Genomic DNA, 26,571 nt, shown 5'->3' with positions numbered 1-26,571 from the left:
CCGTCTGAGCAGGCAGTGCAAGGTGGTCGAAAGCGTGGACAAGGATGATTGCCGCCAGGGAGACGGTGCTTTATGTAGTGCGGGCGAAATTGGCCTACGACGCGACCAAGGGTTAATGTGCGCGCCGTTCACGCTTGATTAGACTGCACCCGATTTTTCTCATGGCGCCGAGGCGGCATGATCGTGCGCCGCAAGCGACCGTGGCTTGCGGGCCAGTTCTGAAGGAGTACGCATGGCTGTCTACAACTACGACGTAGTGGTGCTGGGTTCCGGCCCGGCCGGGGAAGGTGCGGCAATGAACGCCGCCAAAGCAGGGCGCAAGGTGGCAATGGTCGACACCCGTCGCCAGGTCGGGGGGAACTGCACCCACCTGGGCACCATCCCGTCCAAGGCACTGCGTCACTCGGTGCGGCAGATCATGCAGTTCAACACCAACACCATGTTCCGCGCCATCGGCGAGCCGCGTTGGTTCTCTTTCCCGGACGTGCTCAAGAGCGCCGAAAAGGTCATCGCCAAGCAGGTGGCCTCGCGCACGGGCTACTACGCCCGCAACCGCGTCGACCTGTTCTTCGGCACCGGCAGCTTCGCTGACGAGCAGACCGTCGAAGTGGTCTGCCCCAATGGCGTGGTGGAAAAACTCAACGCCAAGCACATCATCATCGCCACCGGTTCGCGCCCCTACCGACCAGCAGACATCGACTTCAACCACCCGCGTGTGTACGACAGCGACACCATCCTCAGCCTCAGCCACACCCCGCGCAAGCTGATTGTGTATGGCGCCGGCGTGATCGGGTGCGAGTACGCCTCGATCTTCAGCGGCCTTGGTGTGCTGGTCGAGCTGGTGGACAACCGAGGGCAACTGCTCAGTTTCCTGGATTCGGAAATCTCCCAGGCCCTGAGCTACCACTTCAGCAACAACAACATCACCGTGCGCCACAACGAAGATTATGAGCGGGTCGAGGGCCTGGACAACGGCGTCATCCTGCACCTGAAGTCGGGCAAGAAGATCAAGGCCGATGCCTTGCTCTGGTGCAACGGGCGGACCGGCAATACCGACAAGCTTGGGCTGGAGAACATCGGCATCAAGGTCAACAGCCGCGGTCAGATCGAAGTGGACGAGGCCTACCGCACCAGCGTGCCGAATATCTACGGCGCAGGCGACGTGATCGGCTGGCCGAGCCTGGCCAGTGCCGCGCACGACCAGGGCCGCTCGGCCGCAGGCAGCATCGTCGACAACGGCAGCTGGCGTTTCGTCAACGATGTGCCGACGGGCATCTATACCATTCCGGAGATCAGCTCGATCGGCAAGAACGAGCAGGAACTGACCCAGGCCAAGGTGCCCTATGAAGTGGGCAAGGCCTTCTTCAAGAGCATGGCCCGGGCGCAGATCGCCGGTGAGCCCCAGGGCATGCTGAAAATCCTGTTCCACCGCGAGACCCTGCAGGTGCTGGGTGTGCACTGCTTCGGCTACCAGGCATCCGAGATCGTGCATATCGGCCAGGCAGTGATGAACCAGCCAGGCGAGCTGAACAACCTCAAGTACTTTGTGAACACCACGTTCAACTACCCGACCATGGCAGAGGCCTATCGGGTAGCGGCCTATGACGGTCTGAACCGGCTTTTTTGAGCGGCTCCGACCGGTGGCCTGAGCCGGTCGGAGAGACCGAATTCAACCCTGCCCGAGGGTGGTCCTGGCCAAACCGGGAAAGTCTGTAATCAGGCTGTCCACGCCAAAATCAGCGAGCCTGCGCATCAGCGCCGGCTCGTTGACCGTCCATACCGATACGTGCAAACCCTGCTTCTGCGCTTTTTGCAGGCGTTCCGGGGTGCACAACGTCCAATTCAGTGCCAGCATCTGGCAACCATAATTCTGTGCAACCTTCAGCGGGTCGAGCCAGGCGTATTCGGCCACCAGGCCGCGTTGCACGTCCGGCACCAATTCTTGAGCGGCGCCCAGCACTTCGCGTGAACTTGAGGTGATCGTCACCTTGTCCAGCAAGCCGAACTGCTGGGCCAGCTCGCGTATGGCCAGCACCGTAGTGGCTGCGCGGGTGCGCGAGGCGCTCTTGACTTCCAGCTGCCAGTGCTCGAACGGGCACTTCTCGAACAGCTCTTCCAGGCGTGGGATGGGGCAGGGCTGGACCCAGCCCGGGCCACCCTGACGTGCGTCGAGCTTGACCAGGTCTTCGGCCGGGTGCTCGACCACCTTGCCGCGCTTGCCGGTGGTGCGCTTGAGGGTAGGGTCATGGATCACCATCAGCTGGTTGTCGGCCGACAGGTGCAGATCCAGCTCGCAGCGCATGATGCCGTGGGACAGGCACTGGCGGAAGCTGTTCAGGGTGTTCTCGGGTGCTTCGCCCTTGGCGCCGCGATGGCCGTAGATCAGGGTCACGTTCGTTCCTTCAGTGAGAAAATGAGTCAGGGTGATGGGGCGTTCTGTTCCAGTTGCTGGCGTCTTTGCTGTTGCTGGCGTTGCAGAATGTAGCGGGCAAGCAGTTGGCGCTGGGCATCGACCATGTCGATGAATTCGATGCCGACCTCGAAGCCGCCTTGGGGCCTGGCCTCGCAATGGGCGATCTTGCCGCGCAACAGCAGGCCGTGGGCGCGCGGCATCAGCACCATTTGTACCTTCACCTGGGTACCCTGTGCAAAGGGCTCTGGCTGGATGCACTCCAGGCCACCTTCGGACACCACGACTGCCTGCGGCTGGCCTACCTCGCCCAGCAGGGTATGGGCGACCACGGCGCTGAGCACGTCCAGGCGCTTGTTTTGTACCCGCAAAAACGCTGCAAGGGTGCGGTCCTTGTCGCTGAGCTGGCGCAGCAGGTGCTGGGCCTCGAAGTCGGCCAGGTGCAGCTCGCTGAGCAGATTGAACAGCGGGGAATCATCCTGCAACACATCTGGATCCAGGGCTTCGGCCGCGCTCAATGGGCTGATTTGAAGTGCGATCCGATCGGCGATGCGGTAGTATTCGCGGCGATCTTCTTCGTCTAATGTCGTCATGGCGAACCCATGGTAGCGGCGGTGGTCCGAGTGTAAAGCCGCCATAGGCGCCTCGCCACAAGGACGTTCCCTTCCATCCGAACAAGCCCCGACATGTTCAGACCTCTTTTCGCATTCATCGGCACGCGTTATACCCGTGCCAAACGTCGCAATCACTTCGTCTCGTTCATTTCCCTGACCTCGATGATCGGCCTCGCCCTGGGCGTGGTAGTCATGATCGTGGTGCTGTCGGTGATGAACGGGTTCGACCACGAGATGCGCACCCGCGTGTTGGGCATGATCCCTCACGCCACGCTCGAGAGCGGCCAGCCCATCGCCGACTGGCCTGCCCTTGCCGAACAAGTAAAGCAGAATCGGCAGGTGGTGGCGGTCGCGCCCTTCACCCAGATGCAGGGTCTGCTCACCCATGACGGCAAGGTGCAGAAGGTCCTGCTCAACGGCATCGATCCGGCCCGGGAACGGGAGGTGTCGATCATCGACAACTTCGTCCAGCAGGGCCGGCTGGACCAGTTGGCGCCCGGCGAGTGGGGCATCATGATCGGTGACAAGGCCGCGGCCAAGTTGGGTGTGGCCGTAGGCGACAAACTCACCTTCGTGGCCCCGGAGGTCAGCGTCACGCCGGCCGGCATGTTCCCGCGCATGAAGCGCTTCACCGTGGTGGGCACCTTCCATGTGGGGGCCGGCGAGATCGACGGTTACCTGGGGCTGACCAACATCGCCGACCTGTCGCGCCTGCACCGCTGGAAGCCCGACCAGGTGCAGGGCCTGCGCTTGAAGTTCGATGACCTGTTCCAGGCCCCGCGCGTGGCCTACGACATCGCCCAACAACTGGGTGACCAGGATTTCTATAGCCGCGACTGGACCCGTACCCATGGCAATCTCTACCAGGCCATTCGCATGGAAAAAGCCATGATCGGCCTGCTGTTGCTGCTGATCGTCGCGGTTGCCGCGTTCAACATCATTTCCACACTGGTGATGGTGGTCAACGACAAGCGGGGGGACATCGCCATCCTGCGCACGTTGGGCGCCACCCCTGGGCAAATCATGCTCATCTTCATGGTGCAGGGCACTGTGATCGGTGTGGTGGGCACGTTGATCGGGGCCGTGGTGGGCATCATTGCGGCGCTCAACGTCAGCACGGTCATCGCCGGTATCGAGCACCTGATCGGCCACAAATTCCTCAACGCCGACGTGTATTTCATCGATTACCTGCCCTCGCAGATCCAGGCCCAGGATGTGTACATGGTCTGTGGTGCGGCATTGGTCCTGAGTTTCTTCGCCACCCTGTACCCTGCCTGGCGTGCGGCACGCACCCAGCCGGCAGAGGCGTTACGTTATGAGTGAGTCGCGCATGAGTGATAAAGCCGTTCTGAGTTGCCGCAACCTGGGCAAGTCCTACGATGAGGGCCCCGAGTCGGTGCAGGTCTTATCTGGCCTGAACCTGGAACTGCACGCCGGCGAGCGCATCGCCATTGTCGGCAGTTCGGGGTCGGGCAAAAGCACCTTGCTCAACCTGCTGGGCGGCCTGGATCGCCCCACCCAGGGCAGTGTCTGGCTGGCCGGCGAAGAGCTGTCGGCGTTGGGCGAGCGCGCCCGGGGCCTGCTGCGCAACCGCGAGTTGGGCTTCGTGTACCAGTTTCATCACCTGCTGCCCGAATTCACGGCCCTCGAGAACGTGTGCATGCCACTGCTGATAGGCCGTACGGCTATTCCAGAGGCGCGTGAACGTGCCGAGGCGCTGCTCAAACGCGTTGGGCTGGGGCATCGCCTCAATCACAAGCCGGCCGAGCTGTCTGGCGGCGAGCGTCAGCGAGTGGCCATCGCACGTGCGCTGGTCAACCGCCCAGGCCTGGTGATGCTGGACGAACCCACCGGGAACCTCGATCACCATACTGCACAGGGCATCCAGGAGTTGATGCAGGAACTGTCCAGCGCTTCGCGCACGGCGTTCCTGGTGGTGACCCACGACCTGAGCCTTGCGCGTCAGATGGACCGTGTACTGAAACTCGACAATGGCCACCTGGTGGCGATCTGACCGACCGAGCGGGGTGACCCTTTCATCCCGCGACCTGTTTTGATTGGGTGTATCCGCACATGTTCAGACCCCTGCCCATCTTCATCGGCGCGCGCTATACCCGGGCCAAGCGTCGCAACCATTTCATCTCGTTCATCTCCATGACCTCGATGATCGGCCTGTCCCTGGGCGTGCTGGCCATGATCGTGGTGCTGTCGGTGATGAACGGCTTCCAGCGCGAAATGAGCTCGCGCATCCTGGGCCTGGTACCCCACGCGGCCATCCTGGGCCAGCAGCCGCTGGACAACTGGCAGCAGGTGGCCGATGCGGCCATGAAAAACCCTGCCGTGGTTGCCGCGGCCCCGATCACCGAAATGGAAGGCATGCTGTCCTACAAGGGCGCCATGCAGCCGATTCAGGTTGGCGGTATCGACCCGGCCGAGGAAAACAAGGTGTCGATCGTAGGGCGGCACATCGTTCAGGGCCGCCTGCAGGACTTGCAGCCGGGCGAGTTTGGCGTGGTGATCGGCGAGCTGACGGCCCGCCGCTTTCGGCTGAATACCGGGGACAAACTGACCTTGATCGTGCCGGAGATCAGCAGCGAGCCTGGCGGGATCACCCCACGCATGCAGCGCTTGACCGTGGTGGGCATCTTCAAGGTGGGCGCCGAACTCGATGGTTCCCAGGCCTACATTCACATGGCCGATGCCGCGAGCATGCAGCGTTGGGCGCCCGGCCAGGTGCAGGGTGTGCGGCTGAAACTGCATGACCTGTACGCCGCCCCGCAGGTGTCCAAGGCCATCGCAGCGCAGCTGGGTGAGGGCTATCGGGCAGATGACTGGTCCCATACTCAAGGTAGCCTGTTCAGCGCCATGAAGATGGAAAAGACCATGATCGGCCTGTTGCTGCTGATGATCATTGCCGTGGCCGCGTTCAACATCATCGCCACCTTGGTCATGGTGGTAAACGACAAAGGGCCGGATATCGCCATCCTGCGTACCCTCGGGGCAACGCCTGCGCAGATCATGGGTACGTTCATGGTCCAGGGCAGCTTGATTGGCGTGGTCGGCACGCTGATCGGCGGCGTGCTGGGGGTGATCGCCGCGCTCAACGTGAGCCAGATCGTGGGCTGGCTGGAGCGGATCAGCGGTCAGCATATCTTCACCTCCGACGTGTACTTCATCAGCAGCCTGCCATCGGAGCTGCAAAGCGGGGACGTGGTGATGATCTGCGCGGCGGGGCTGGTGATGAGCTTCTTGGCTACCCTCTACCCAGCCTACCGGGCTTCCCAGGTACAACCGGCCATTGGCTTGGCGGTTTGACGGAGCCTTTACCGGCCTGTGAAGTCCAGCGTGAAGCGGGTCCAGCCAGCCTCGCACGCCACCTGAATCCGCCCGCCATGGGCCTGCACGATCGACCGCGTGATCGCCAGGCCCAGGCCGGCATGTTCGCCGCCGCCGTCATGCCTGGAAGGGTCCACCCGGTAGAAACGATCGAACAGCCGTGGCAGTGCCGTCGCCTCGATGGCGCTGCCGGTGTTGGCCACGGTAATGCTCGGCCCAGCCGCCAGTGTGATCCGCACCTGTCCGCCCGCCGGCGTGAAGCGCAAGGCGTTGTCGAGCAAGTTGCAGAGCGCCCGGCGCAGCATAGTCCGGTCGCCGGGCAGCCACGCTTGCCCCTCTCGTGTCAGTTGCACGGCCGCCTCTTCAGCCGCCAGGGCGTAATACTCCAGCAGCGAATCCACTTCATCATGCAGCGCCAGTGGTGTGTCACCTGGTGCCAATAGCCCCTGGTCGGCTTTGGCCAGGAAGAGCATGTCATTGATCATCTGCGCCATCGCTTGCAGCTCTTCGAGGTTGTCGTGCAATGCCTCCCGGTAGGCGTCGAGGCTGCGTGGGCGAGTCAGGGTGACCTGGGTGTGGGTCAGCAGATTGGACAGCGGCGTACGCAGTTCATGGGCGATATCGGCCGAAAACGCCGACAGGCGCTGAAACGCATCGTCTAGGCGCTGCAGCATGGCATTGAGGCTGTCAGCCAATTGGGCCAGTTCGGCAGGCATCTGCTCCACAGGTAGGCGAGTGGTGAGCGAGCGGGCAGAGACGCGTGCGGTGATGCGCCCCATCTGCCTCAAGGGGCGCAGGCCACTACGTGCTGCCCAGCCGCCCAGCAGGGCGGTGACCAGCGCCGACAGCCCGACTGTCAGCCAGACCAGACGCTGCATGCCTTGCAGAAAATGCTGGTGATGGGTGATGTCAAGGTACAGCACAAGGTGCGGTGAGGCGCTGCCGGGCATCAGCGCCACAGCAAGGCTACGGTAGTCCGTGCCCTGCGCGTGCAGCGTGTTCAAACCCGTGGAGGAGGGCGCAGGGGGGAGGCCAGCGCGGCTCTCGAACCAGGTGGCGCCATTGCCTGAGGTGACCCGCACGGACAGGTCGGCCTGATGACTCAGCTCCTCGTGCAGGGCAGGCAGGCGGGTTTGCAGATCGGCTTGTGTGCCGACGTCAGTGAGGTGACGGCGCAACAATGACAGGCGCGACGCCAGCAACTGCTGGTCGAGTTCGATGAAATGCTGCTCGCTGGCCTGATTGAACACAAGGCCCGCCCCTAGCGAAACCGCAGCTGTGCAGGCGGCGAACAGCAGCGCCAGGCGGCTGGTCAGCGAAATGCGGCGCCTCACGATGAACGCACTTCCAGCACATAACCCATGCCGCGCACCGTGTGGATCAGCTTGTCGTCGTAGGCATCGTCCACCTTGGCCCGCAGTCGCCGAATGGCCACTTCGATCACGTTGGTGTCGCTGGCAAAGTTCATGTCCCATACCTGGGACGCGATAAGCGCCTTGGACAGCACTTCACCCTGACGGCGCAACAGCAGCTCGAGCAAACCGAATTCTTTCGCGGTCAGGTCGATGCGCTGGCCGCCGCGCTCGACACGCCGGCGAATCAGGTCAAGGCGCAGGTCCGCCACCGCCAGCGAGGTATCGGCACTGGGCGTAGCCCCGCGCCTGAGCAGGCTGCGCACACGCGCCAGCAGCTCCGAAAAGGCGAATGGCTTGATCAGGTAATCATCGGCGCCCAGTTCCAAGCCATGTACCCGGTCCTCGATGGCATCGCGGGCGGTCAGAAACAGCACAGGCGTATCGATACCGGCTTGTCGCACGGCCTTGAGGATCTGCCAGCCGTCGCGCCCTGGCAGCATCACATCCAGGATCAGCAGATCGTGATCGCCCGTCAGGGCCAGGAACTGGCCTGTCTCGCCATCGGTGGCCAGCTCTACCGTGAAGCCGGCCTCGCTCAGGCCCTGATGCAGGTACTGGCCAGTACGCACTTGGTCTTCGACGATCAACAGTTTCATTGAGGCAAGCTCCGGCTGGCGATGCGGCGCCGCGGTGGAGTCCAGCCGGCGCACAGGTGCCAGGATCATACGTGACCTGCGCGGCGTTCGGCCAAACTGACAGGCTTGTAATGCAGCGGTCAGGTTCATGGCAGTCGCATGGGCTTAACATCGCGCTGTTCAATCCAACGAATGGAAACCCCGATGTCTCGCTTTATCTTTGCCTGCGCACTGACGCTGGCCAGTAGTCTTGCTCAGGCAGGCACCGCCCATACACTGGCTTTCGGTGAGCCTGCGCCAGCCGAAAAAGCCACCCGCACGGTCGAGGTGAGGCTCAAGGACATCGCCTTCGAGCCCGCCAGCCTCACTGTCAAGGCGGGTGAGACGGTGCGCTTCGTGTTGATCAACGAAGGGCAATTGCCCCACGAGTTCAACCTGGGTGACAAGGCCATGCATGCCGAACACCAGAAGCAGATGATTGCCATGCAAGGCGAGCTGTTCACTGCGGCCGTAGGCGAACAGGGCATGGGGCATGGCGCCATGAGCGGACATGATCATGGCGCAGGCCATGGGCATGGCGGCGGTAACACGGTGCTGGTGATGCCTGGCCAGCGCGCCGAGTTGACCTGGACCTTCAAGGCCTCTGCACCCATCGAATTCGCCTGTAATGTGCCAGGCCATTACCAAGCGGGCATGGTGGGGCCGCTGATCATCGAATGAGTGGCGCTGCAAGGCGGCAAGCAAAAGGGTAGACTGGGCGCCCTACGCGTCATCCTGTACACGACACGATTGCCCCAGAATGGGGGCGCGCACCGTACGAACGCTAGCGTCCACTCCACACTTTCAGGTCAGTTTCAATGCACCCTGCCGCCGAACACTCCCCGCTGGGCAAGTCCAGTGAATACGTCGCCACCTATTCCCCGGAGCTGTTGTTCCCGATCCCACGCACCGCCAAGTGGGCGGAGCTGGGTGTCACCGCGCAGACGCTACCGTGGCAAGGTGTGGATTACTGGAATTGCTTCGAGCTGTCCTGGCTGCTGCCCTCGGGCAAGCCCGTGGTAGCCATAGGCGAGTTCGCCATCCCGGCTGATTCGCCCAACATCATCGAATCGAAGTCATTCAAGCTTTACCTGAACTCGTTGAACCAGACCGTTTTTGCGGGCATTGAGCCGTTGCAGGCGTGCCTTGAGAGGGATCTCTCGGCGGCCGCCGGCAAGGCGGTAGGGGTCAAGGTCAAAACGCTGGAAGAGGTTGAGGCCCAAGGCGTGGTCGCTTTGCCAGGCACCTGCATCGATGGGCTGGACGTGGCTATTTCCAACTATGCGCAGCCGCAACCGGAGCTGTTGCAATGCGATGCCCATCAGGTGGTCGAAGAGACGCTGCACAGCCATTTGCTCAAGTCCAACTGCCCGGTCACCGGACAGCCTGACTGGGGGAGTGTGGTAGTGGCCTACAAAGGCAGCGCGCTTGATCATGCCAGCCTGCTGACCTACCTCATCAGCTTCCGCCAGCATGCGGACTTCCATGAGCAATGCGTGGAGCGCATCTATCTGGACCTGAAAAATCTAGTGCAGCCTGAGCACTTGACCGTTTATGCCCGGTATGTGCGCCGAGGTGGGCTGGACATCAACCCCTACCGCAGCATGGGGGAAATCGTCGTGAACAATGGGCGGCTGGCCAGGCAGTGACCGCCGCAGAGGTGCGCCTGCGTTGAACTGCAGCCGATCCTGACAGCAGGCCATGTGCTGTTCGCCTCTGGCCTGAGTGCGGGTCAAGACAGGCCACTGCGCTGCGCTGGGCGCGCAGCAGCCCGAGCGGTATGTTTCAGATACCCATGCTGTGCAGCGAGTTGGCAATGCTGCGCAGGGTGGCCGTCAGGTCAGGGTGGTCGGCTTCAAATCGCTCCACGGCGAGGTTCACACCGTCGGCCAGGTTGTTGTCAGGCGTGGCGTTTTCCAGCTTCAGTTGCGCTTCGATCTGGCGCGCTTCTTCGTGGAGCGCAGCCAGCTCTTCGTCCGAAAGTGGCACGTTGCGATCCAGTTGCTCGCGCAGGCTGTTGAGGCGCTCTTGCAATTCGCGGGCAGGCATTGGCAATTCTCCATCATGGGTTTGGCAAGCCATGGACCTCAGCGAGGCGGCAAAGGTTCTGGCCTGTATTGAGCGTAAACCCTTCGCCTTGGATTTGCATGACTGGCAGCCGCTGGGCTGTGTCTGTATTTCTCGCGTATCAACTGCCAAGCGATGATTTTCATCCACAAGGCAGGCGACCAATGGCTTTTCCGCTGAATCTTGCAGCCATCGCGTAGCACGACTGACGCAACACTTGGTCACATTAAACTTCATGGCTGCCGAAAGCTGTCTATCGGCCTGCAAAACTCTATACTGCCGCACTACAGCAGCGCGCCCGTTGCGCTTGCGGCCGATAATCCTGATGGAGAAACACTATGCGTAGGATCGGTGCCAGTGTGATCGAACGAGTCACCCAGGCCTGTGTATGCGCCAGCATGCTGCTGGCGCCCGTGGCGGCTACCCAGGCCGCGACCGAAGAAGACCCCTGGGAAGCGGTCAATCGCCCGATCTTCCGCTTCAACGATACCCTCGATACCTACGCGCTCAAGCCGCTCGCCAAGGGCTACGACACCGTGACGCCGCAGTTTCTCGAAGACGGCATTCACAATATGTTCCGCAACCTGGGCGATGTGACCAACCTGGCCAACAACGTCCTGCAGCTCAAGCCCCATGCGGCAGGGGTGGACACGGCGCGCCTGATCGTCAACACCACCTTCGGCCTGGCGGGGTTCTTCGATGTCGGCACCAAGATGGGCCTGCAGCGCAGCGATGAAGACTTCGGTCAGACCCTGGGCTACTGGGGTGTACCCAGCGGCCCGTACGTGGTCATTCCGTTGCTCGGCCCCAGCACCGTGCGCGATGGCGTAGCCAAGTACCCGGACACCTTCACCCGGCCTTATCGCTACGTGGACCATGTCCCTACCCGCAACTCGGCCTTCGCCCTGGATGTGGTGGATACCCGTGCGAGCCTGCTGCCGGCCGAGAAGCTGATTCAGGGGGACAAATACATCTTCATTCGCAACGCCTACCTGCAGAACCGTGAGTTCAAGGTGCGCGACGGCGAAGTCGAGGACGATTTCTAACCCTACCGCATGGCCAGGATGCGCAGCCCGAACGTATGCTGCCCATCCGCCTGGGCCGCGATCCACACCACTTCCGCCGTGGCGTGCAAGCCTTCGAGCGACGGGTGATCAGACTCCAGGCGCACCTCCAGCCGATCCCCGACCTGGAACGGCTGAGGGGCTTTTACTTGCATCCCGCTACTGGACAGGTCGAGACACACGGCGGCGATGACGTTACCCTCGTGCACCAGGGTGACCGGCGTGTCGATGCGCATGCGGATGAAATCGCGTTTCTCGCTGTGGCTGGTGGCGGTATCGAGCATGCTGCATCCTTCCTGTGAGGTTACATCGTGAAGGTTTCTTATAAGTCTCGGTGATTTGCCCTGTAAAGCCGCTCAAGCGTACCGTTCGATGCTTGAAACCCCTGGCGGATGGGAGTACCGTCTGCGCCTTACACCGCATATCTCTCAGTTGCCGGGTAGGCCTTCTTGCCCTACAACTGCAAAGAGCCTGCGACCTGTTAAGAATTCCCGCAGCTGTTGGTCTGCCTTACCGGCTCGCTGCACAAACCCCAATCGGCGCCGTTCGCCCACATGCAGAAAACCAGTGCAACGCTGCTGATCATCGATGACGACGACGTGGTCCGTGCAAGCCTCGCCGCGTATCTTGAAGACAGTGGCTTCAGCGTTCTCCAGGCTGGCAATGGCCAGCAGGGGCTTCAGGTCTTCGAAGAACACCAGCCTGATCTTGTGATCTGCGATTTGCGCATGCCGCAAATGGGCGGGCTCGAACTAATTCGTCAGATCAGCGCGCGTGCACCGCAGTTACCCGTGATCGTGGTGTCGGGTGCCGGTGTCATGGCCGATGCGGTGGATGCATTGCGCCTGGGCGCTGCGGACTACCTGATCAAGCCACTCGAAGACCTGGCGGTGCTGGAGCACTCGGTGCGCCGTGCGCTGGATCGCGCCCACCTTGTGCTGGAAAACCAGCGCTACCGCGAGAAGCTCGAGGCTGCCAACCGCGAACTGGAGGCCAGTCTGCACCTGTTGCAGGAAGACCAGACCGCCGGTCGGCAAGTGCAGATGAACATGTTGCCCCAGAGCCCTTGGCATGTGGGTGATTTTGCCTTCGAGCACCAGATCATCCCGTCGCTGTATCTGTCAGGTGACTTCGCCGACTACTTCCGTGTGGATGAGCGGCGCATTGTTTTTTACTTGGCCGACGTGTCCGGGCACGGCGCTTCTTCGGCCTTTGTCACCGTGCTGCTGAAGTTCATGACCACCCGCCTTCTGTTCGAATTCAAGCGTGGCAAAAACATGCGCGAGTTCCAGCCTTCTGAAGTACTCAGCCACATCAACCGTGGGTTGATCAACTGCAAGCTGGGCAAGCACGTGACCATGGTGGGCGGGGTGATCGATGAGGACACCGGGTTGCTGACCTATGCCGTAGGCGGGCACTTGCCGCTGCCGGTGCTGCACACGCCCGAGCACACCCGCTACCTTGAAGGCCGCGGCTTGCCGGTGGGGCTGTTCGAGGAGGCCCGCTACCAGGACCTGGTGATCGAACTGCCACCGCGTTTTAGCCTGAGCCTGATGTCCGATGGCATCCTGGACCTTTTGCCAGGTGATACGCTCAAAGATAAAGAAGCCGCGTTGCCTGAAATCGTCAGGGCGGCAGAGGGTAGCCTGGATGGGCTGCGTCAACGTTTTGGATTGGCTACGCTAGGGGAGATGCCGGATGATATCGCCCTATTGGTGTTGAGCAGGAACCTTCAATGAGTACCGGTAGAATCCAGTTCGCCGAGCAGGACGGTACCTTCGTACTGAAGTTCGTCGGTGAAGTGCGCCTGACCTTGTGTTCGGCGCTCGATGCAACGATCGAGCGAATATTCACCGCGCTGAATTTCTCGACCATCGTGATCGACCTGACCGAAACAGAAAGCATCGACAGCACCACCCTTGGCTTGCTCGCCAAGTTGTCGATCTTGTCGCGGCAGAAAGTGGGTCTGCTCCCGACCGTCGTGACGACCAACCCGGATATTTCCCGCCTGTTGCAATCGATGGGGTTCGATCAGGTATTCAACATCGTCGACCGCCCCATCCCGTGCCCTGAATGCTTATCTGACCTGCCATCCCAGGACCAGAACGAGGAGGTGGTGCGTTCCAAGGTGTTGGAAGCGCACCGTATTCTGATGGGCTTGAATGAGTCCAATCGCGAAGCCTTTCATGACCTGGTGAGTGCGCTGGAGCGCAGTTGACCGAGTTGTGACATTCGGCAACGGTATGCAGGACGCGCGACAGCGTCACCCTGGAGGCAAATACGAAACGGGCGGGAAATGTCGAACATTTCCCGCCCGCCACAAGCCCCCAACGTTGGATCAGCCCTTTTCAGCCATGACCTTCTCAAGCTTCTCCTGATCGCGCGCAAACTGGCGGATGCCTTCGGCCAGCTTCTCGGTAGCCATGGCGTCTTCGTTCATGTCCCAGCGGAACTCGCTCTCACTCAGCTGGCGCTTGGGCTCCCCGGCATTGCCTGGCTTCAGTACCTGCGGCAGGTCGCCCTGGTCTTCACTCAACTGCTGCAGCAGCTCTGGGCTGATGGTCAGGCGATCGCAACCGGCGAGCTGTTCGATTTGGTTGGTGTTGCGGAAGCTGGCGCCCATGACCACGGTGTCGTAGCTGTTGGCCTTGTAGTAGTTGTAGATCCGCGTGACGGACTGTACGCCTGGATCATCGGCACCGGTGTACTCCTTACCCGTGCTTTTCTTGTACCAATCGTAGATCCGGCCCACGAACGGCGAAATCAGGAACACACCGGCGTCGGCGCAGGCCTGGGCCTGGGCGAAGGAGAACAGCAAGGTCAGGTTGGTCTGGATGCCTTCCTTCTCCAGCTTTTCGGCGGCGCGAATACCTTCCCAGGTAGACGCCAGCTTGATCAGCACACGGTCACGGCCAACACCGGCCTTGTCGTACAGCTCGATCAGTGAGCGCGCCTTGGCCAGCAGGGCAGGCTCGTCGAACGACAGCCGCGCATCCACTTCGGTCGAGATACGCCCGGGGATGGCTTTCAAAATGCCCGAACCCACCGCCACCGCGAACATGTCGCAGGCCTGGTCCACATCACCGTTGGCCTCGCCCTTCACGCGCGTGAGCAACTCGGCATAGGCCGGGATGGCAGCAGCCTTGAGCAGCAGCGACGGGTTGGTGGTGGCATCTACCGGTTTCAGGCGCGTGATGGCGTCCAGGTCACCGGTGTCGGCGACCACGGTAGTGAACTGCTTGAGTTGTTCCAGCTTGGAAGTCATGGGCGTGCTCTGTCCTGTGCAATGGCTCGACATTACCCCAGCCCCCACGGTCGCTCAAGGGCCCGGCTGTACGAGAGGTGAGTGTTCGATTACCCACCGTCTCCCAGGTTCCCTTCAGGCTGGGCCTTGCATCGTGTCGCGCAACCGGCAGGCACTTGCGTGACACGCCAGCGCCCTCAACGCCCCTGCAACAACTCGACAGCCTGGTCGAACACGGCCAGCGGCTCGGCTGCCTTGTGGATGTCTGCCGAAAGCAGTTGGCGGAACCGGCGAGCGCCCTTGAAGCCCTGGGCCAGGCCGAGAATATGCCGGGTCACGTGATGCATCGCACCCCCTGCCTGCATATGCGCCACGATGTAAGGCCGTAACTGCGCCAGCACTTCGGTGCGGGTGACCACCGGTGCAACGCTGCCGAACAGCTGTTGATCCACCTCGGCCAGCAGGTACGGGTTGTGATAGGCCTCGCGGCCCAGCATCACGCCGTCGAAGGTCTGAAGGTGGGAATGGCAGTCGGCCAAGGTCTTGATACCGCCGTTGAGCACGATCTCAAGGTCCGGGAAATCAGCTTTCAGCTGCGCGGCCACGTCATAGCGCAGCGGCGGCACCTCGCGGTTTTCCTTGGGCGACAACCCTTCGAGAATGGCGATGCGTGCGTGCACGGTGAAACTGCGGCAACCCGCCTCGCGCACCTGCCCGACGAAGTCACACAACTGTGCATAGCTGTCGCGGCCATTGATGCCGATGCGGTGCTTGACCGTCACCGGTGTCGAGACGGCGTCGCGCATGGCCTTCACGCAATCGGCCACCAGCGCCGGGTGCGCCATCAGGCAGGCACCGATCATGTTGTTCTGCACCCGGTCGCTGGGGCAGCCGACATTGAGGTTGACCTCATCATAGCCATCGGCCTCAGCTAGCCGCGCACACGCCGCCAGATCCGCCGGCACGCTGCCGCCCAGTTGCAGGGCCAGCGGGTGCTCGGAGGCATCGTGGCGCAGGAAACGCTGGGCGTCGTTGTGCAGCAGGGCACCGGTGGTGACCATTTCGGTGTAGAGCAGGGTGTGCTTGGAGAGCAGGCGCAGGAAGAACCGGCAGTGGCGGTCGGTCCAGTCCATCATCGGTGCAACAGAAAACCTCCTAACTACCGTATCGCTTGGGGTTGCTTGGTTTTCTGCGGGTATCACGGGCATTTTCAAATCTCTCGTTTACTACCGTTTCCCACCATTTTTGCTTATTCGCCAGATGCCATTGCTACAATGTAGCAACCTCAATCGGCCGTGTAGCAAAAGACCATGGGATCCATCACGCTCAGGAAGCGCAAGGACGGATCTGCCGCGTACACCGCGCAGATCCGGATAATGAAGAAGGGCCAGACAGTTTATCAGGAAAGCCAGACGTTCGACCGAAAGACCACAGCCCAAGCTTGGATCAGGAAGCGTGAGGCAGAACTGCACGAACCCGGCGCGATCGAGAAGGCGAACCGAGACGGCGTGACAGTCAAGCACATGGTTGACCGTTACCTAGACCAGTACGAAAAGCTCAGGCCCCTGGGCAAAACCAAGCGCGCCACCCTCAACGCCATCAAGGAGACCTGGCTGGGCGACGTGACCGATATAGAGCTGACCAGCCAGAAGCTTGTCGAGTACGCCATGTGGCGGATGGAGAACGACGGCATCCAGGCGCAGACCGTGGGCAACGATCTGGCGCACCTAGGGGCGGTACTGTCGGTGGCCAGGCCAGCCTGGGGATACGACGTTGACCCGCATGCCATGCCTGACGCCAGAAAGGTGCTGCGCAAGATGGGTGCCGTAAGCAAAAGCCGGGAGCGCAACAGGCGCCCGACCTTGGATGAACTGGACAAGCTCCTCACGTACTTCGAGGAGATGCGCGACCGCCGCAAGCAGGAGATCGACATGCTGCGAGTGGTGCTGTTCGCCCTTTTCTCCACGCGCCGGCAGGAGGAAATCACGCGAATTCGCTGGGACGCCCTGAATGAGAAGGACCGCACGGTCCTCATCACCGACATGAAGAACCCTGGCCAGAAATACGGGAACGACGTGTGGTGCCACATGCCCGAAGAAGCCTGGCGCATTCTTCAGTCGATGCCTTGCGTTGCTGACGAGGTATTTCCGTACAACTCGAAGTCAATCTCGGCCTCGTTCACCCGAGCCTGCAACTTCCTTGAGCTGGACGACCTGCACTTTCACGACCTTCGCCACGATGGCGTAAGCCGTCTATTCGAAATGGGGTGGGATATCCCGAAGGTGGCCTCTGTTTCTGGTCACCGGGATTGGAACTCGATGCGGCGCTATACGCACCTGCGGGGGAATGGCGATCCATATAAAGGGTGGGAATGGATCGAGAAGGTGATAACGGGCCCCGTGATCGAGGCCCAGAGGAGGATCAAGAGACGCGTCGAAGACCGCGACCCATGAGCTTGTCGTGCTCGGTCTTGGCTTTAGCGTGTTGCGCGTCGAGGTAGGCGGCAAGGTCATTCAGGTGCACGCCCCGGGCAGACTTCTGGCTGGCTTCCATGCACACCAGGGGAAGGTTGATTTCGCCCCTGGCCACCTTGCCCTTCATTTTCTCCGGGGTCAGGTGGCTGAAGTAGTCGAGGCACACTCGCTCGAGCGGGATGATGGCCTGGCCGCCGTATTGGGCCATGAGCAGGAAATAGGTGTTCATGCGGGCCTCCTTAGGCCAGAAAGTGGTGCCCGACCTTGGCCGCCTGGGCGGCTTCCTCGGTGCGGAACATGAGCTTTGTTTTGCTGATGCGGCCTTCGCCGTCGTACTCAACATCGACCCACCACTGGCCGAACATTCGGTACGGCTCGCTGAGGATCTTCGTGACGTAGCAGTCGATCAGGTTCATGGATGGTCTCCACGCCGCCGGTGGCGGCAGGTTGGTCAGGCCGTAGCCTTGGCGATGGTCTGCTCGAAGCGCGCTGCCAGGGTGGCATTGACCTCGGCCTTCGCCAGGCTGTCGGCGGTGCTTTTGGCGCGGTGCAGCACTTCGTACTGGCGCAGCTGGCCGGCGGCGTCGATCAGGTCCACCAGCAAGTCCGGCGCAGCGGCGATCAGCTTTGCGTTGGCCCGGCGCAAGTCGCGGCTGAGTTCTGCCGGGCCGATCTCGGTGAAGGTCAAGCAATCGCCGCAATCCGCGATCATCCAGCCATCTGAGGACAGCGCCTTCACACCGTCTCCGCTGTCGGCGCCAAGGCCGGTGAACACCTCGGTTTCATTCAGAACTTCCCAAGGGCCTGGCGTGTGCTTGTGTTTCGTCATGGCAATAGCTCTCCATCCCGCACATGTCGGCGGGCTTGAGTTGTAGGATTAGAAGGTCAGGCATTGATACAAAGGGGGTTACACCACGCCAAAACGCAGTTAAGATCTTAATTGTGCAATTAAGCACTTAACTGAGTTTGAGGTTTCTATGGCTGTTCAAGCGCGCGTTACGATTATCGAAAATGTGGAAAAAAAGTTCGAAAGTGGCTGGACTCTGTGTTTTCAGTGGTGCCACTACAACTACAGCGACGGATCGCAGCAGCGCGGCTATCGGTTCATCTGGAAGCGTAAGGACGGCACCCTTCAAGCTGCACGCGGTCAAGCGCGCCTGCCGAATATGGAACTGATCATGGAGCTGGTGGAGAAGGCCAAAAAAGCGGGCTGGGGTTACAAAGGCGAAGAAACGCCTGATTCGAACGTATAAAGGATCGGCCGCATCTTTGGGGAGGCGCTGCCCTTGCACTTACTAGCGATCCAGCTATCTATCGAGACTGCAGCGTCGATGGTCGTGGGGTCCTACCATCAATTCCTTCGGAACCTGCACGATATCGCCAACCTTGGCGGCGACGATTACGCGGCACAGCGCGATAAGTGGTGTCTGCCCAGATTGCCAGGCCAAGGCCCCGCTGATACGGACTCGCGCGATAGCCAGGGATTCATACATCTGGTTTGGATAACCACGGATCATGGCGGAGTACTTATCGATCAGGTTGCCGCCCAGCGACCAATCTTCCCACGGGTTATAGCGCTTGGCTTCCTCGGTCGCGGTGTAGCGGTGGCGCGCAAACACCCGCCAAGACGCGCCGTAGTGCGGCGGCTCTAATTCCAGCTCCAAGCCTTCAGCCTTGCCGACCGCCCACCCCAGCGCCTCGCCGGCCAGGTCTGTTGTCTCCACTTCGATCAGGTCGGTCATGGTGCCACCTGCTTGGTCTTGGCCGCTCTGGCGCGCTCGATGTTGCCGAACTTGCTCTTGCGCTGGATTTCTTTGAAGTTGCGGCACCCGGACATGAACAGGGTGGACGTCAGGTCTTTACGACTCCGGCCAACCTCCATTATCCCTTTCACGCCGTGACGGCAGAGCACGTAGGCATTCTTATATTCGCCGCTGCGAAGCATGGTTGTGTAAAACGCTAGGCGCATTGCCAAGCGCCAACTGTCGCTGTCATCGGACGGGCGCATGCGACGTGTGTAAAGCTGACCTTTTCGATACTTGCTCACAGCTGATACCTCTCATCAAGCCAGCGCCCAGGCGCCATAGCGGGTGTAGGTTCGGGTTGGGTTTCGTGCGGGGAGAGCTGGCGCTCGTTGCCGGCGACTTGCGGCAGCCAGACCTTCACGCAGCTGATAGCGTTGTTGCCCAGCGAGTTCATGACGTAGCAGACGACGCTGCGGGGCTTGTCCTCGAAGGACCAGACGCCTGATGGCAGTTCGGTTGCGCTGGCGCCGGTGGCCAGCAGCAGGAGGCAGATGGCGAGGCGGGCCATCATGGATACCCCTTACTGGTCTGCTCGCATTGGGCGGCCAGCTTCAGCAGGTTGATGGTGGTTGGGCGGAATCCTTCCGTATTGGGATATCCCTCAAAGCGATGACCGATCGGGTAGTACTCAAAAGTCCTGTGCCAGCACCAGTTCAGCTGCCAATCCTCCCAGACGGTGTAGGCGTCCTGTCCTTCACCCCAATAGTCCAGTCCGCCGCCCACGCTCAGAACGTGGCGAACACTGGAGCCCTGGTCATACGCCAGTTCCGACTGCTCCTGATCACGCCAGGCATTGCGATAGACCGACGGCAACAGCTCGACCAGGCGCTTGCTGAGCTTCTTTTCGATGCGGGCTTTCATGCCCACCCTTTTCTTGGGCATAGCGCTTCCTTGGCCGCCATATCGCGGCAGTGAATAGAGGTGAGAGGGAGTTACTTGACCGGCCAGCCGAGCGGCATGCCGTCCTTGCGAACCAAGTGCGCTGGCAGTTCTTCCTGCATGCACATCGGCTTGGTGTAAGGCCTTCCGCACGCATGGCAGCCGCTCGGCATCCCACGACAGATGGCGTGCAAAACAGGGAAGCCGCTGTTGCAGCGGTCTTCTTCCTTGTTGTATTCGGAGCAGGGGTCATTTTCAGACATGTATTCGCCCTTGCCGCCCACAGAGCAGCGTCAGTGAATAGAGGGGAGAGGGGTTACAGCGAAAAGAGTACGGAAGTACTCCTTCAGGGTTCGTCGTACTCAGCCGGGGGCGTGTGCACGATGCTGATTAACTTCGGGTCGTGGGTTGGCGCGCTCGGATCTGCGCTGGCGCATTCCGGGCAGCTCTTGTCCGCAGGGCCGCAAACAGTGGCAATGCGCAGTAGGCCGCGACCATGGCATTTGCCGCATTTCGGCTCTGCGCTGGTGGATAGGGCGGCGTCGATCAGCTCGATTTCTTCCGCAGCAGACCGGTGATGCCATTGCAGAAGACCGTCACGAACTTTGCGCAACAGCGCATGCGCCTCGGCCAGCTGGGCTTTCAGCTGCTCGATATGCAAGCCGTGTTCTACGCAGAAGCATTCCGGCACAGGATCAACCTCGGCAGGGTCGGCGTGGGTGTATAGCGGGGTTTCCACCTTGCAGCAAATATCGAAGACATCGCCGCAGTCCGCCTTGGTCAGTACGGTGCCATTGGCATACAGCACCGCCACCGGCTCGCCCTGGTGCTGGACTGGCTGATCAAGCACGCTTTGCCAGTACTCGGCATGCGGCGATGGGTATGGGTGCGCTTGATAGGCAAGGAGCTTGACCAGGCGCTCGACCTCGTCGCGCGGCACGCTGACCATCTCTATATTGCTGGATCGGTTTTCTGTGGGCATGGGATACCTCGCCGGGGTGGCGTGACTGAATGGGAAGGGTGGGGTGTTCAGCTGCCGAAGAGGCTCAGCTGCGATTCGGTAGCTGCAGCGTTCTCGCTCGCCGCGGCAACCTTGGTCTGCTCATGCTCGATGCGCGTCTTGGCGATTGCCAAGTACTCCGGATCAAGTTCGCAGCCGATGAAGTTGAATCCTTCACGCATGGCGGCCTTGCCGGTGCTTCCGCTTCCCATGAACGGGTCGAGGACGGTACCGCCCGGCGGGGTAACCAGGCGCAGCAGGTAGGCCATGAGCTCTGTCGGCTTTACGGTGGGGTGATGGTTTCCATTGCGCTTGGGCCAGTCGGCGTTCTCTCGCTCCCGCATGGTGGCGCCGGCGGCCACGGCTGGTTGATCTCCGGCAGAAAGCCCTTCGTTGCGATCCGCGCGGCTCGCTTTGGCGCAGTAGAAGAATCGCGCCGCGCTCTTGTCAGCCTCCATCCGGGCCGAGTGGTCCAAGGCAGGACGCATTCCGCCGAAAATCCCGTTAGGGGACTGCCTGCATTTGGCATGCGATTTCAGGTCGCCTTGCTGGCCAGATGCCTCAGGAAAGGAGGATCTGACTAAATCGCTACCGTCGTGAACCAGGTTGGCTGGCCAGCGCCCCAAGGGGGCGCCGCCGCGCACTCCGGGCTTTGCCGCAAAGTTTGTTGATCCTGAGTTGGCGTAACGCTTGTCCTGACTGTCCTCGTCGGACCGTACACGGCTCTCTCCAGTTGGCGTGACGCGGCAGGCGTCTATGTTGAGTGCGCCAGTGCCGTGCACCAGCACGTTCGCCGCCACGGTGCCAACAATCGGCTTTCGGGCGACCGTGATCGGCTCCAGGGCAGGCTTGAGCGCAGTGCCCCAGCCTCGCCAGTCGCCGTCCAGGTTGTGCGACTTGGGAAAGCCAGATCCGTAAACCCAGGCGATCATGTCGCGGATCTCGAAACCGGCATCCTCGATGCGGACGGCCATGCGGTGCTGGGTCCGAGTGCCGGCGAAGGCCAGAAGGTGCCCGCCGGGCTTGAGAACTCGTAGGCATTCGACCCAAGTATCTACGCCAGGCACGTCGTAGTCCCAGCGCTTTCCCATGAATCTCAGCCCGTATGGCGGGTCGGTGACGATGCTGTCAACCGAGTTATCAGGCATAGCCCGCATCGCGTCGATGCACTTGCCAAGGTGAAGCGTGTAGGTCATGGCTTGCTCCATGCGTGCAGGCGCCGCCCTCGCCGAGGAGGCGTTATCGTTGAATAGGGGAAGGCGCTGGCGGGCAGCGCGGGAGGGTCAGGCAGCGAGGCGCTTCTTCTCGGCGCGGCGCTGAGCCAGCTGGAGCCGCAGGGCTTCCTTGTAGCTGGCCTTGGCCGCTTTCATGGTCGGAGCCCATTCACCAGCAACTTCAAGGGTCTGGTAGGGCGACCAGTAAGCAAATCTGGTAGGGCGACGATGCTCGTAGTAGGCGCTTCCGCGCGGGTAGCGCACCATCCGGTATTCGTAGTTTCCCCAGTCGCCGCGCTGCTGGATCTGGGGCTGGTTGATCCCTAGGAAGTGCGCGAAGCCGTCATAGCACTCGCACTCGTCCAGGTACTCGTCGAACTTGGTGCGCTTGGCCGGCGGAGGTGGCGGTGGCAGCTTGTCCAAGGCGAACTGCTTCCCCTCGTCCGTGGCGCGATAGACCACCTCATCCTGTGAGCAGAAGGCTGGAGGCTTGCCGCAGGTCATCAGGCCGGCCGCCACCAGAACATCCAGGTTTTTCGCGTCGTCGTAGCCCGGGCTGGTGAGGAAGTGGTTGCGGCTGATATTGCGGCGATCAGGACGCTCAGGGCAAAGGCCCAAGGTGTGCCAGAGCAGGCCGAGCTGCTTCTCGGTGGCTTCGATCATGGCTTTCTCCATGCATGCGCCGCCATCCATGGCTGGATGCGACTGTGATATTTTGAGGGTTGAAGACTTGAAAATGACCAGCGACTTGAAGCCGGAGCAACGAATGGATAAACCTGATGACAGGGAAGACCTAGCTGAAAAAGGTTTTCTATCCGCTGAAATTGAGATTTTTCGTGCTGTCCAGCGCGACAAGTATCCAAAATCATTTTTTGATGCTGAGACTGCATCAGACTCGGCGTATCAACTCATGATGGCCGCTGGTGCCGACCTAAGTCAGCCTCATATGATTGCTTCTTTGACCTTTCTTCAAAGAACTGTCCGGAGCTGTCAGGCTGCGATTATTCTTTGCGAGCGAGGGCTAGTGGTTGACGCGCAGACCTTAACCCGTTCTGCTGTGGAAGCACTGTTTTACGCCGGCGCGCTTATCAATGATCCTTCGGTTTTTTTCAGAATTGCGAGAGAGGGAGACATAGCTGAGGCAAAACAGGCGAAGGCAATGATCCGTTCCTTGTCAGGCAAAGGGCTAACCGAACAAAACATTGCGGACTTGAATGAGGTAAGTCGCCGGGCAGATGGGGGCGGAGCGGGATTTTCGTGTTTTGACGCCGCTGGCGTCGCAGATTTGATCCCGCTGTACGACACCATATACCGGGGCCTTTCTGGGGTTGCGAGCCATGCCACCTTCCGCTCTATGGATTCCTCCATTTTGATGAGGGATGACGTACCAGCTCTCATTACTGGGCCGACCGACTATCATTTGGAGTTCACCCTAGGGCTAATTAAGGTTTGTCTTGATGTATCAAGTATAAAGTTGCGTGAGAATTTCATATTCGACGAATGACAGTAGTTTGCGCAGCGTCACCGAGGCTTCAAAATTTCGTCCCCGGGATCCTGCTGGATCATCAGCATGCTCTTCCGGTCGAAGGCCAGGGCCAGGCGTGGCGAGATGCTGATCTCGTGCCGCGGCGGGGTGAGAAACTTCGCCGCGTGAAGCCGGCCCAAAGCGTGGATGCCGTGGATCAGCGCCTCGATCATCTGGCTGTAGGTAGCGTCAGCCCAGCCGCAGATGGCGCGCAGGTTCTGGCCGGTTCGTTTCCTGGCCGACAGCCGCAGCGGCTCAGTGCGCGCCACATTCCGGTGTGCTTCGATTTCGTGGCGCGCGATCCGGAGCAGTGCGTGATGCCCGAGCGCTTCGATGTGATGAATCATCAGCGTCATCGCCTCGCCCTGTTCCTCGATCCCGGCCCACTCCATCAGCTCTTGCAGGGCCTGTTTAGTCCCTGGTCGAACCTTCAAGCGCAGGTCTTCTTCCTGCAAGCGCTCGGCCTTCTCGCGCCGGCGCTTGTCGCGCTCTTGCGGCGTCATCGCCATACGGCAACTCCTTCAATCCGCTGGGCGGTAGGTTGAATTGCTCACGCCGCCTGTGCAGCTGTAGCGATCGGGTGATTCTTCGGTTCATCGGTAAGCTCTATATCGCAGTCGTGCCAGCCCCCAAGCCACCAGGCGCTGTCGACTGTCATTTCGGGGTATGGCTGGGAGGCTCGGCACCGGCCAGCGGCTCGGGCGGTGCGTCCCTGGTAGTACGGAAGGGGGAAGACTTGCTTTCTTCTGCTTTGCATGGCTACCTCCTGGTTCGTTTACGCGGGAAGTCGATGTCGAACTTCTCAACGATGCGATTCAAGGTGGAATGGCCGATCTCGAGCTTGAGGGCGGCGGCGTACCTCGATACTCCAACATCACGAAGGGCAAGAATGCGCTCGGCCAACCTGGCATCGCGATCCTCTGTTTCTGGCGTTTCCGTGTTCTTGCCACGATTGCCTGGGAGGAACTTGAAGCCGTAGCGCTTCGCCATGTCCCACAGTGATGACTGGGACACATTCAGCTCTAGGCTGGCCTCTCGGCAGGTCATGGTTTCGGCCATCTTCGCCACCATATCTGCGCGGGCCATGGCCATTTCCTGGCGCGTGCCGTTCTGGACGGGCGGCGGGCCCTTGCGTTTCTTCCGGCATGGTTCGGGGTGCTTGCGTTGCGGCAGCGGCTGGTAGGTGAAGCCCTCCAGCACCACAAGCTGACCGCCAGACGCGAAGAAGGCCGCTTTTGCGGCCTCCAGGTCGATTGTTGGATTCACCCTTCACTCCTTTGCGCCTCGGTGAGGGCGGCGTTGAGGTCTGCGGTTTGGCTTTCGGCCGGCTTGATCGAGAAGAAATCACCGACAGCCGCCTGTCCGTTCTTGATGCTGTTGAACACACCGCGCAGAGAGGCGATTTCCTCGGGCAGGATCTCGTCCAGGCTCTTGTTGAGATAGGCGCGCAGATGCTTCTCGGTCACGCCTTGCTGGGCGAATGCGTCGACCAGGGCGCGAACACGGTCAGCAAGTGGCAGGCTGTTATCGCCGGCCAGTGTCTTGCGGCACTGTAAAACGGCAGCCTCGACCAGATCCGGCGGTAGGATGGCCAGCAATCGTGCACGTAGGCGGCGACCGCCCATGTTCGCGGTGATTTCGTAGATGTCGCGCTCTTCAGTCAGGGCCTGGCCGCCGCCGCGCTTGTCACGGATGTGGCGAACGGTGAATTTTTGCGACGAGTAAGTGTTCGTCTCCAGGTCCCAGGCATAGGCCTCCATCTCACTGTTGCCTTGCTGACGGCTCAGCTCGCGGATGCCGTACTCGATGTTGCCCCAGCACCTGGCCAGCTCTTCGGCAAGGCGGATAGAAGGGCCGGATACGGTTTGTCCGCCCCGCGGGTAGGCGTACTCGCCGGAAGCTGCCAGGCTTGGCCGGCTGCATGAGTTCATGATCTTGCTGTAGGCCAGGGCCTCATCACGCGGGAATCGCTTGGCCAGCAGGAGCTTGCCCTGGGCTTCGGTGACGGCCCGGCTCTGTTCGATGTTCACCGTGCCGTGGTTGACGTGCTCCGCCATGCCACGTGGGGCGAATGGGTTTACCTCTGTCATAGCTTGTCCTTCGCCCAGTAGGGCAGCGTGAGGGTTTCGATGGCCGGCCACTCGTTGTGTCGAAGGCAGTCGGCGTAGACTTCGATGTTGCGGTGATACTCGGTTCGGCCTGCGGCCTTGGCTTCGAAGTCCATAGTGAACAGGCGAACCGGGTACTTGCCGCATTCAATGCTGGTGCTCACGACCAGGAACACGAACGCGGCCGGCGCCTCGCCAAAGTGCGCTGCGTAGCCGTCGCTGTAGTAGCTGTCCTGAACGTGGTAGCGGTAGTCGTAGAAAGACCGGGCGAACTTGCTCATGTCGGCGGTCGTCTTGAGGTCCAGAATCCATCCAAGGCGCTCGATGGTCTTGTCTGGTCGGCAGCGGCACAGCACGCCCTCTCGATCGTCGTTCCAGTAGATGCTGGCCTCGGCGTCGCCCTGTGTCTCGAGCAGGAACCTGGCATGCGGGTGAGCCATGACGCTTTCGCGGATCAGGCCAATCTTCCTGCCGTCCTCTGCCGACAGGACGGTCTGGCCGGAGAGCGTGGATTCGAACTCTTCCCACTTTTCCTTGCCGGCCTTCGTGTTTCGCGGCGCATCAGCGGGCCCAACTGCGTACTCGGCAGCGTACCGTTCCGGCTCAAGCAGCAGGGCATGCACTGCGTCGCCCAGGTCCAGCGCCTTCTTCTTCTCGGGATCTTCCGGCGCCGCCTTGCTCCACTGGAACAAGGCCGGGGCCTTGGCGATCAGGTCTAGCTGCGACTTGGACACGCCTTCGCCGCTGTGGTACGCCTCGTTGCTGAGGTCGCGGTAGTAGCCGGGTTGCATAGGAAAACCTC

The 26,571-nt window shown here is 61.1% G+C and carries 35 protein-coding genes; 12 read left to right on the top strand and 23 right to left on the bottom strand.

Translation table 11 applies throughout. The annotated features are described in order from the left end of the window. Positions 1-232: 232 nt before the first annotated feature. Positions 233-1,627 (top strand): Si-specific NAD(P)(+) transhydrogenase, encoded by a 1,395-nt coding sequence (sthA, locus tag FS777_RS18895; protein WP_023534167.1) that lies wholly within the window; start codon positions 233-235, stop codon positions 1,625-1,627. Between the two features lie 42 nt (positions 1,628-1,669). Here sthA and FS777_RS18890 read toward each other — a convergent pair whose 3' ends face one another. Then, entirely contained in the window at positions 1,670-2,392 is a 723-nt protein-coding gene (locus FS777_RS18890; RefSeq protein ID WP_058605706.1) for a glycerophosphodiester phosphodiesterase, read from the bottom strand. A 26-nt stretch (positions 2,393-2,418) separates the two neighbouring features. Continuing rightward, positions 2,419-3,003, bottom strand: coding sequence for a PilZ domain-containing protein (locus tag FS777_RS18885; protein ID WP_078479401.1), 585 nt, complete (start codon positions 3,001-3,003; stop codon positions 2,419-2,421). Positions 3,004-3,096: 93 nt separating this feature from the next. Here FS777_RS18885 and FS777_RS18880 point away from each other — a divergent pair, with 93 nt between their 5' ends. The 3 genes from FS777_RS18880 to FS777_RS18870 are packed head-to-tail and all read left to right on the top strand — an operon-like array spanning position 3,097 to position 6,339. Next, entirely contained in the window at positions 3,097-4,347 is a 1,251-nt protein-coding gene (locus FS777_RS18880; RefSeq protein WP_058605705.1) for a lipoprotein-releasing ABC transporter permease subunit, read from the top strand. A 7-nt stretch (positions 4,348-4,354) separates the two neighbouring features. Next, positions 4,355-5,038, top strand: coding sequence for a lipoprotein-releasing ABC transporter ATP-binding protein LolD (gene lolD / locus FS777_RS18875; RefSeq protein WP_174435400.1), 684 nt, complete (start codon positions 4,355-4,357; stop codon positions 5,036-5,038). Positions 5,039-5,097: 59 nt separating this feature from the next. Next, complete coding sequence (locus tag FS777_RS18870) at positions 5,098-6,339, top strand: lipoprotein-releasing ABC transporter permease subunit (RefSeq protein WP_058639650.1); 1,242 nt, start codon at positions 5,098-5,100, stop codon at positions 6,337-6,339. 8 nt (positions 6,340-6,347) lie between these two features. Here the strand turns inward: FS777_RS18870 and FS777_RS18865 are convergent, their stop codons facing one another. Together FS777_RS18865 and FS777_RS18860 are read right to left on the bottom strand one after the other, a co-directional pair. Then, on the bottom strand, positions 6,348-7,694 hold the full coding sequence (locus tag FS777_RS18865; protein ID WP_145257086.1) for a heavy metal sensor histidine kinase: 1,347 nt from the start codon (positions 7,692-7,694) through the stop codon (positions 6,348-6,350). Next, positions 7,691-8,371 (bottom strand): heavy metal response regulator transcription factor, encoded by a 681-nt coding sequence (locus tag FS777_RS18860; RefSeq protein ID WP_058639676.1) that lies wholly within the window; start codon positions 8,369-8,371, stop codon positions 7,691-7,693. The genes FS777_RS18865 and FS777_RS18860 overlap by 4 nt, the downstream gene beginning before the upstream one ends. Positions 8,372-8,554: 183 nt before the next feature. Here FS777_RS18860 and FS777_RS18855 point away from each other — a divergent pair, with 183 nt between their 5' ends. Together FS777_RS18855 and queF are read left to right on the top strand one after the other, a co-directional pair. Then, entirely contained in the window at positions 8,555-9,070 is a 516-nt protein-coding gene (locus FS777_RS18855) for a plastocyanin/azurin family copper-binding protein (RefSeq protein ID WP_058639648.1), read from the top strand. Between the two features lie 137 nt (positions 9,071-9,207). Then, positions 9,208-10,038, top strand: coding sequence for an NADPH-dependent 7-cyano-7-deazaguanine reductase QueF (gene queF, locus FS777_RS18850; protein ID WP_058639647.1), 831 nt, complete (start codon positions 9,208-9,210; stop codon positions 10,036-10,038). Positions 10,039-10,174: 136 nt separating this feature from the next. On the opposite strand, the gene FS777_RS18845 is transcribed toward queF, so the two are convergent. After that, on the bottom strand, positions 10,175-10,438 hold the full coding sequence (locus FS777_RS18845; RefSeq protein WP_023534264.1) for a DUF4404 family protein: 264 nt from the start codon (positions 10,436-10,438) through the stop codon (positions 10,175-10,177). 356 nt (positions 10,439-10,794) lie between these two features. Between FS777_RS18845 and FS777_RS18840 the strand changes: the two genes are divergently transcribed. Beyond that, on the top strand, positions 10,795-11,502 hold the full coding sequence (locus tag FS777_RS18840) for a VacJ family lipoprotein (RefSeq protein WP_058605700.1): 708 nt from the start codon (positions 10,795-10,797) through the stop codon (positions 11,500-11,502). A 2-nt stretch (positions 11,503-11,504) separates the two neighbouring features. Here FS777_RS18840 and FS777_RS18835 read toward each other — a convergent pair whose 3' ends face one another. Then, positions 11,505-11,804, bottom strand: a complete 300-nt coding sequence (locus tag FS777_RS18835; protein WP_078478271.1) for a PilZ domain-containing protein — start codon at positions 11,802-11,804, stop codon at positions 11,505-11,507. A gap of 270 nt (positions 11,805-12,074) precedes the next feature. On the opposite strand from FS777_RS18835, the gene rssB reads away from it, so the two are divergent. After that, complete coding sequence (gene rssB, locus FS777_RS18830) at positions 12,075-13,259, top strand: two-component system response regulator RssB (RefSeq protein WP_058639675.1); 1,185 nt, start codon at positions 12,075-12,077, stop codon at positions 13,257-13,259. Further along, on the top strand, positions 13,256-13,738 hold the full coding sequence (gene rssC / locus FS777_RS18825) for an anti-sigma factor antagonist RssC (RefSeq protein ID WP_027915070.1): 483 nt from the start codon (positions 13,256-13,258) through the stop codon (positions 13,736-13,738). The genes rssB and rssC overlap by 4 nt, the downstream gene beginning before the upstream one ends. A 120-nt stretch (positions 13,739-13,858) precedes the next feature. On the opposite strand, the gene tal is transcribed toward rssC, so the two are convergent. Continuing rightward, positions 13,859-14,785 (bottom strand): transaldolase, encoded by a 927-nt coding sequence (tal, locus tag FS777_RS18820; protein ID WP_145257083.1) that lies wholly within the window; start codon positions 14,783-14,785, stop codon positions 13,859-13,861. Positions 14,786-14,961: 176 nt separating this feature from the next. After that, entirely contained in the window at positions 14,962-15,972 is a 1,011-nt protein-coding gene (dusA, locus tag FS777_RS18815; RefSeq protein WP_145257080.1) for a tRNA dihydrouridine(20/20a) synthase DusA, read from the bottom strand. A gap of 102 nt (positions 15,973-16,074) precedes the next feature. Here dusA and FS777_RS18810 point away from each other — a divergent pair, with 102 nt between their 5' ends. Beyond that, the gene (locus tag FS777_RS18810; RefSeq protein ID WP_145257077.1) at positions 16,075-17,217 is read left to right on the top strand and encodes a site-specific integrase; all 1,143 of its coding nucleotides are present in this window, start codon (positions 16,075-16,077) and stop codon (positions 17,215-17,217) included. On the opposite strand, the gene FS777_RS18805 is transcribed toward FS777_RS18810, so the two are convergent. The 3 genes from FS777_RS18805 to FS777_RS18800 are packed head-to-tail and all read right to left on the bottom strand — an operon-like array spanning position 17,186 to position 18,067. After that, a complete protein-coding gene (locus FS777_RS18805) occupies positions 17,186-17,467 on the bottom strand; it encodes a pyocin activator PrtN family protein (protein ID WP_145257073.1) in 282 nt (93 codons plus the stop codon). The genes FS777_RS18810 and FS777_RS18805 overlap by 32 nt on opposite strands. A 10-nt stretch (positions 17,468-17,477) precedes the next feature. Then, complete coding sequence (locus FS777_RS21480; protein ID WP_178091295.1) at positions 17,478-17,654, bottom strand: hypothetical protein; 177 nt, start codon at positions 17,652-17,654, stop codon at positions 17,478-17,480. 35 nt (positions 17,655-17,689) lie between these two features. Next, on the bottom strand, positions 17,690-18,067 hold the full coding sequence (locus tag FS777_RS18800) for a hypothetical protein (RefSeq protein WP_145257070.1): 378 nt from the start codon (positions 18,065-18,067) through the stop codon (positions 17,690-17,692). A gap of 148 nt (positions 18,068-18,215) precedes the next feature. On the opposite strand from FS777_RS18800, the gene FS777_RS18795 reads away from it, so the two are divergent. Continuing rightward, on the top strand, positions 18,216-18,491 hold the full coding sequence (locus tag FS777_RS18795) for a hypothetical protein (protein WP_145257065.1): 276 nt from the start codon (positions 18,216-18,218) through the stop codon (positions 18,489-18,491). Between the two features lie 54 nt (positions 18,492-18,545). Here the strand turns inward: FS777_RS18795 and FS777_RS18790 are convergent, their stop codons facing one another. The 8 genes from FS777_RS18790 to FS777_RS18755 all read right to left on the bottom strand — a co-directional run bounded on the left by FS777_RS18790 (position 18,546) and on the right by FS777_RS18755 (position 22,799). Beyond that, complete coding sequence (locus tag FS777_RS18790; RefSeq protein ID WP_145257062.1) at positions 18,546-18,980, bottom strand: phage protein NinX family protein; 435 nt, start codon at positions 18,978-18,980, stop codon at positions 18,546-18,548. Further along, entirely contained in the window at positions 18,977-19,285 is a 309-nt protein-coding gene (locus tag FS777_RS18785) for a hypothetical protein (RefSeq protein ID WP_145257058.1), read from the bottom strand. Before FS777_RS18785 ends, FS777_RS18790 begins: the two co-directional genes overlap by 4 nt. Further along, positions 19,282-19,551, bottom strand: coding sequence for a hypothetical protein (locus tag FS777_RS18780; protein ID WP_145257129.1), 270 nt, complete (start codon positions 19,549-19,551; stop codon positions 19,282-19,284). The genes FS777_RS18785 and FS777_RS18780 overlap by 4 nt, the downstream gene beginning before the upstream one ends. Continuing rightward, positions 19,551-19,904, bottom strand: coding sequence for a hypothetical protein (locus tag FS777_RS18775; RefSeq protein WP_145257055.1), 354 nt, complete (start codon positions 19,902-19,904; stop codon positions 19,551-19,553). The genes FS777_RS18780 and FS777_RS18775 overlap by 1 nt, the downstream gene beginning before the upstream one ends. 71 nt (positions 19,905-19,975) lie before the next feature. Next, a complete protein-coding gene (locus tag FS777_RS18770; RefSeq protein ID WP_145257052.1) occupies positions 19,976-20,185 on the bottom strand; it encodes a hypothetical protein in 210 nt (69 codons plus the stop codon). Positions 20,186-20,268: 83 nt separating this feature from the next. Then, positions 20,269-20,904 carry a hypothetical protein gene (locus FS777_RS18765; protein WP_145257049.1) on the bottom strand — a complete coding sequence of 212 codons (636 nt, stop codon included), beginning with the start codon at positions 20,902-20,904 and terminating at the stop codon, positions 20,269-20,271. A gap of 47 nt (positions 20,905-20,951) precedes the next feature. Beyond that, a complete protein-coding gene (locus FS777_RS18760) occupies positions 20,952-22,118 on the bottom strand; it encodes a site-specific DNA-methyltransferase (RefSeq protein ID WP_145257046.1) in 1,167 nt (388 codons plus the stop codon). Positions 22,119-22,205: 87 nt separating this feature from the next. Then, on the bottom strand, positions 22,206-22,799 hold the full coding sequence (locus tag FS777_RS18755) for a hypothetical protein (protein ID WP_145257043.1): 594 nt from the start codon (positions 22,797-22,799) through the stop codon (positions 22,206-22,208). A 103-nt stretch (positions 22,800-22,902) separates the two neighbouring features. Here FS777_RS18755 and FS777_RS18750 point away from each other — a divergent pair, with 103 nt between their 5' ends. Beyond that, positions 22,903-23,640 (top strand): DUF5677 domain-containing protein, encoded by a 738-nt coding sequence (locus tag FS777_RS18750; protein WP_145257040.1) that lies wholly within the window; start codon positions 22,903-22,905, stop codon positions 23,638-23,640. Between the two features lie 17 nt (positions 23,641-23,657). On the opposite strand, the gene FS777_RS18745 is transcribed toward FS777_RS18750, so the two are convergent. The 4 genes from FS777_RS18745 to FS777_RS18725 all read right to left on the bottom strand — a co-directional run bounded on the left by FS777_RS18745 (position 23,658) and on the right by FS777_RS18725 (position 26,560). Next, the gene (locus tag FS777_RS18745; protein ID WP_145257036.1) at positions 23,658-24,170 is read right to left on the bottom strand and encodes a hypothetical protein; all 513 of its coding nucleotides are present in this window, start codon (positions 24,168-24,170) and stop codon (positions 23,658-23,660) included. 250 nt (positions 24,171-24,420) lie between these two features. After that, positions 24,421-24,927 (bottom strand): hypothetical protein, encoded by a 507-nt coding sequence (locus tag FS777_RS18735; protein ID WP_145257029.1) that lies wholly within the window; start codon positions 24,925-24,927, stop codon positions 24,421-24,423. Next, positions 24,924-25,751: a hypothetical protein gene (locus tag FS777_RS18730; RefSeq protein ID WP_145257026.1), complete on the bottom strand. Its 828-nt coding sequence runs from the start codon at positions 25,749-25,751 to the stop codon at positions 24,924-24,926. The genes FS777_RS18735 and FS777_RS18730 overlap by 4 nt, the downstream gene beginning before the upstream one ends. After that, complete coding sequence (locus FS777_RS18725; RefSeq protein WP_145257023.1) at positions 25,748-26,560, bottom strand: PD-(D/E)XK nuclease-like domain-containing protein; 813 nt, start codon at positions 26,558-26,560, stop codon at positions 25,748-25,750. Before FS777_RS18725 ends, FS777_RS18730 begins: the two co-directional genes overlap by 4 nt. Positions 26,561-26,571: the final 11 nt, after the last annotated feature.

The sequence above is a fragment of the Pseudomonas sp. DE0157 genome (genome assembly GCF_007678615.1).
GTDB lineage: Bacteria > Pseudomonadota > Gammaproteobacteria > Pseudomonadales > Pseudomonadaceae > Aquipseudomonas > Aquipseudomonas parafulva_B.
The sequence above is the reverse complement of the archived record's forward strand: the minus strand, read 5'-3'. Positions and strand labels throughout refer to the sequence as shown.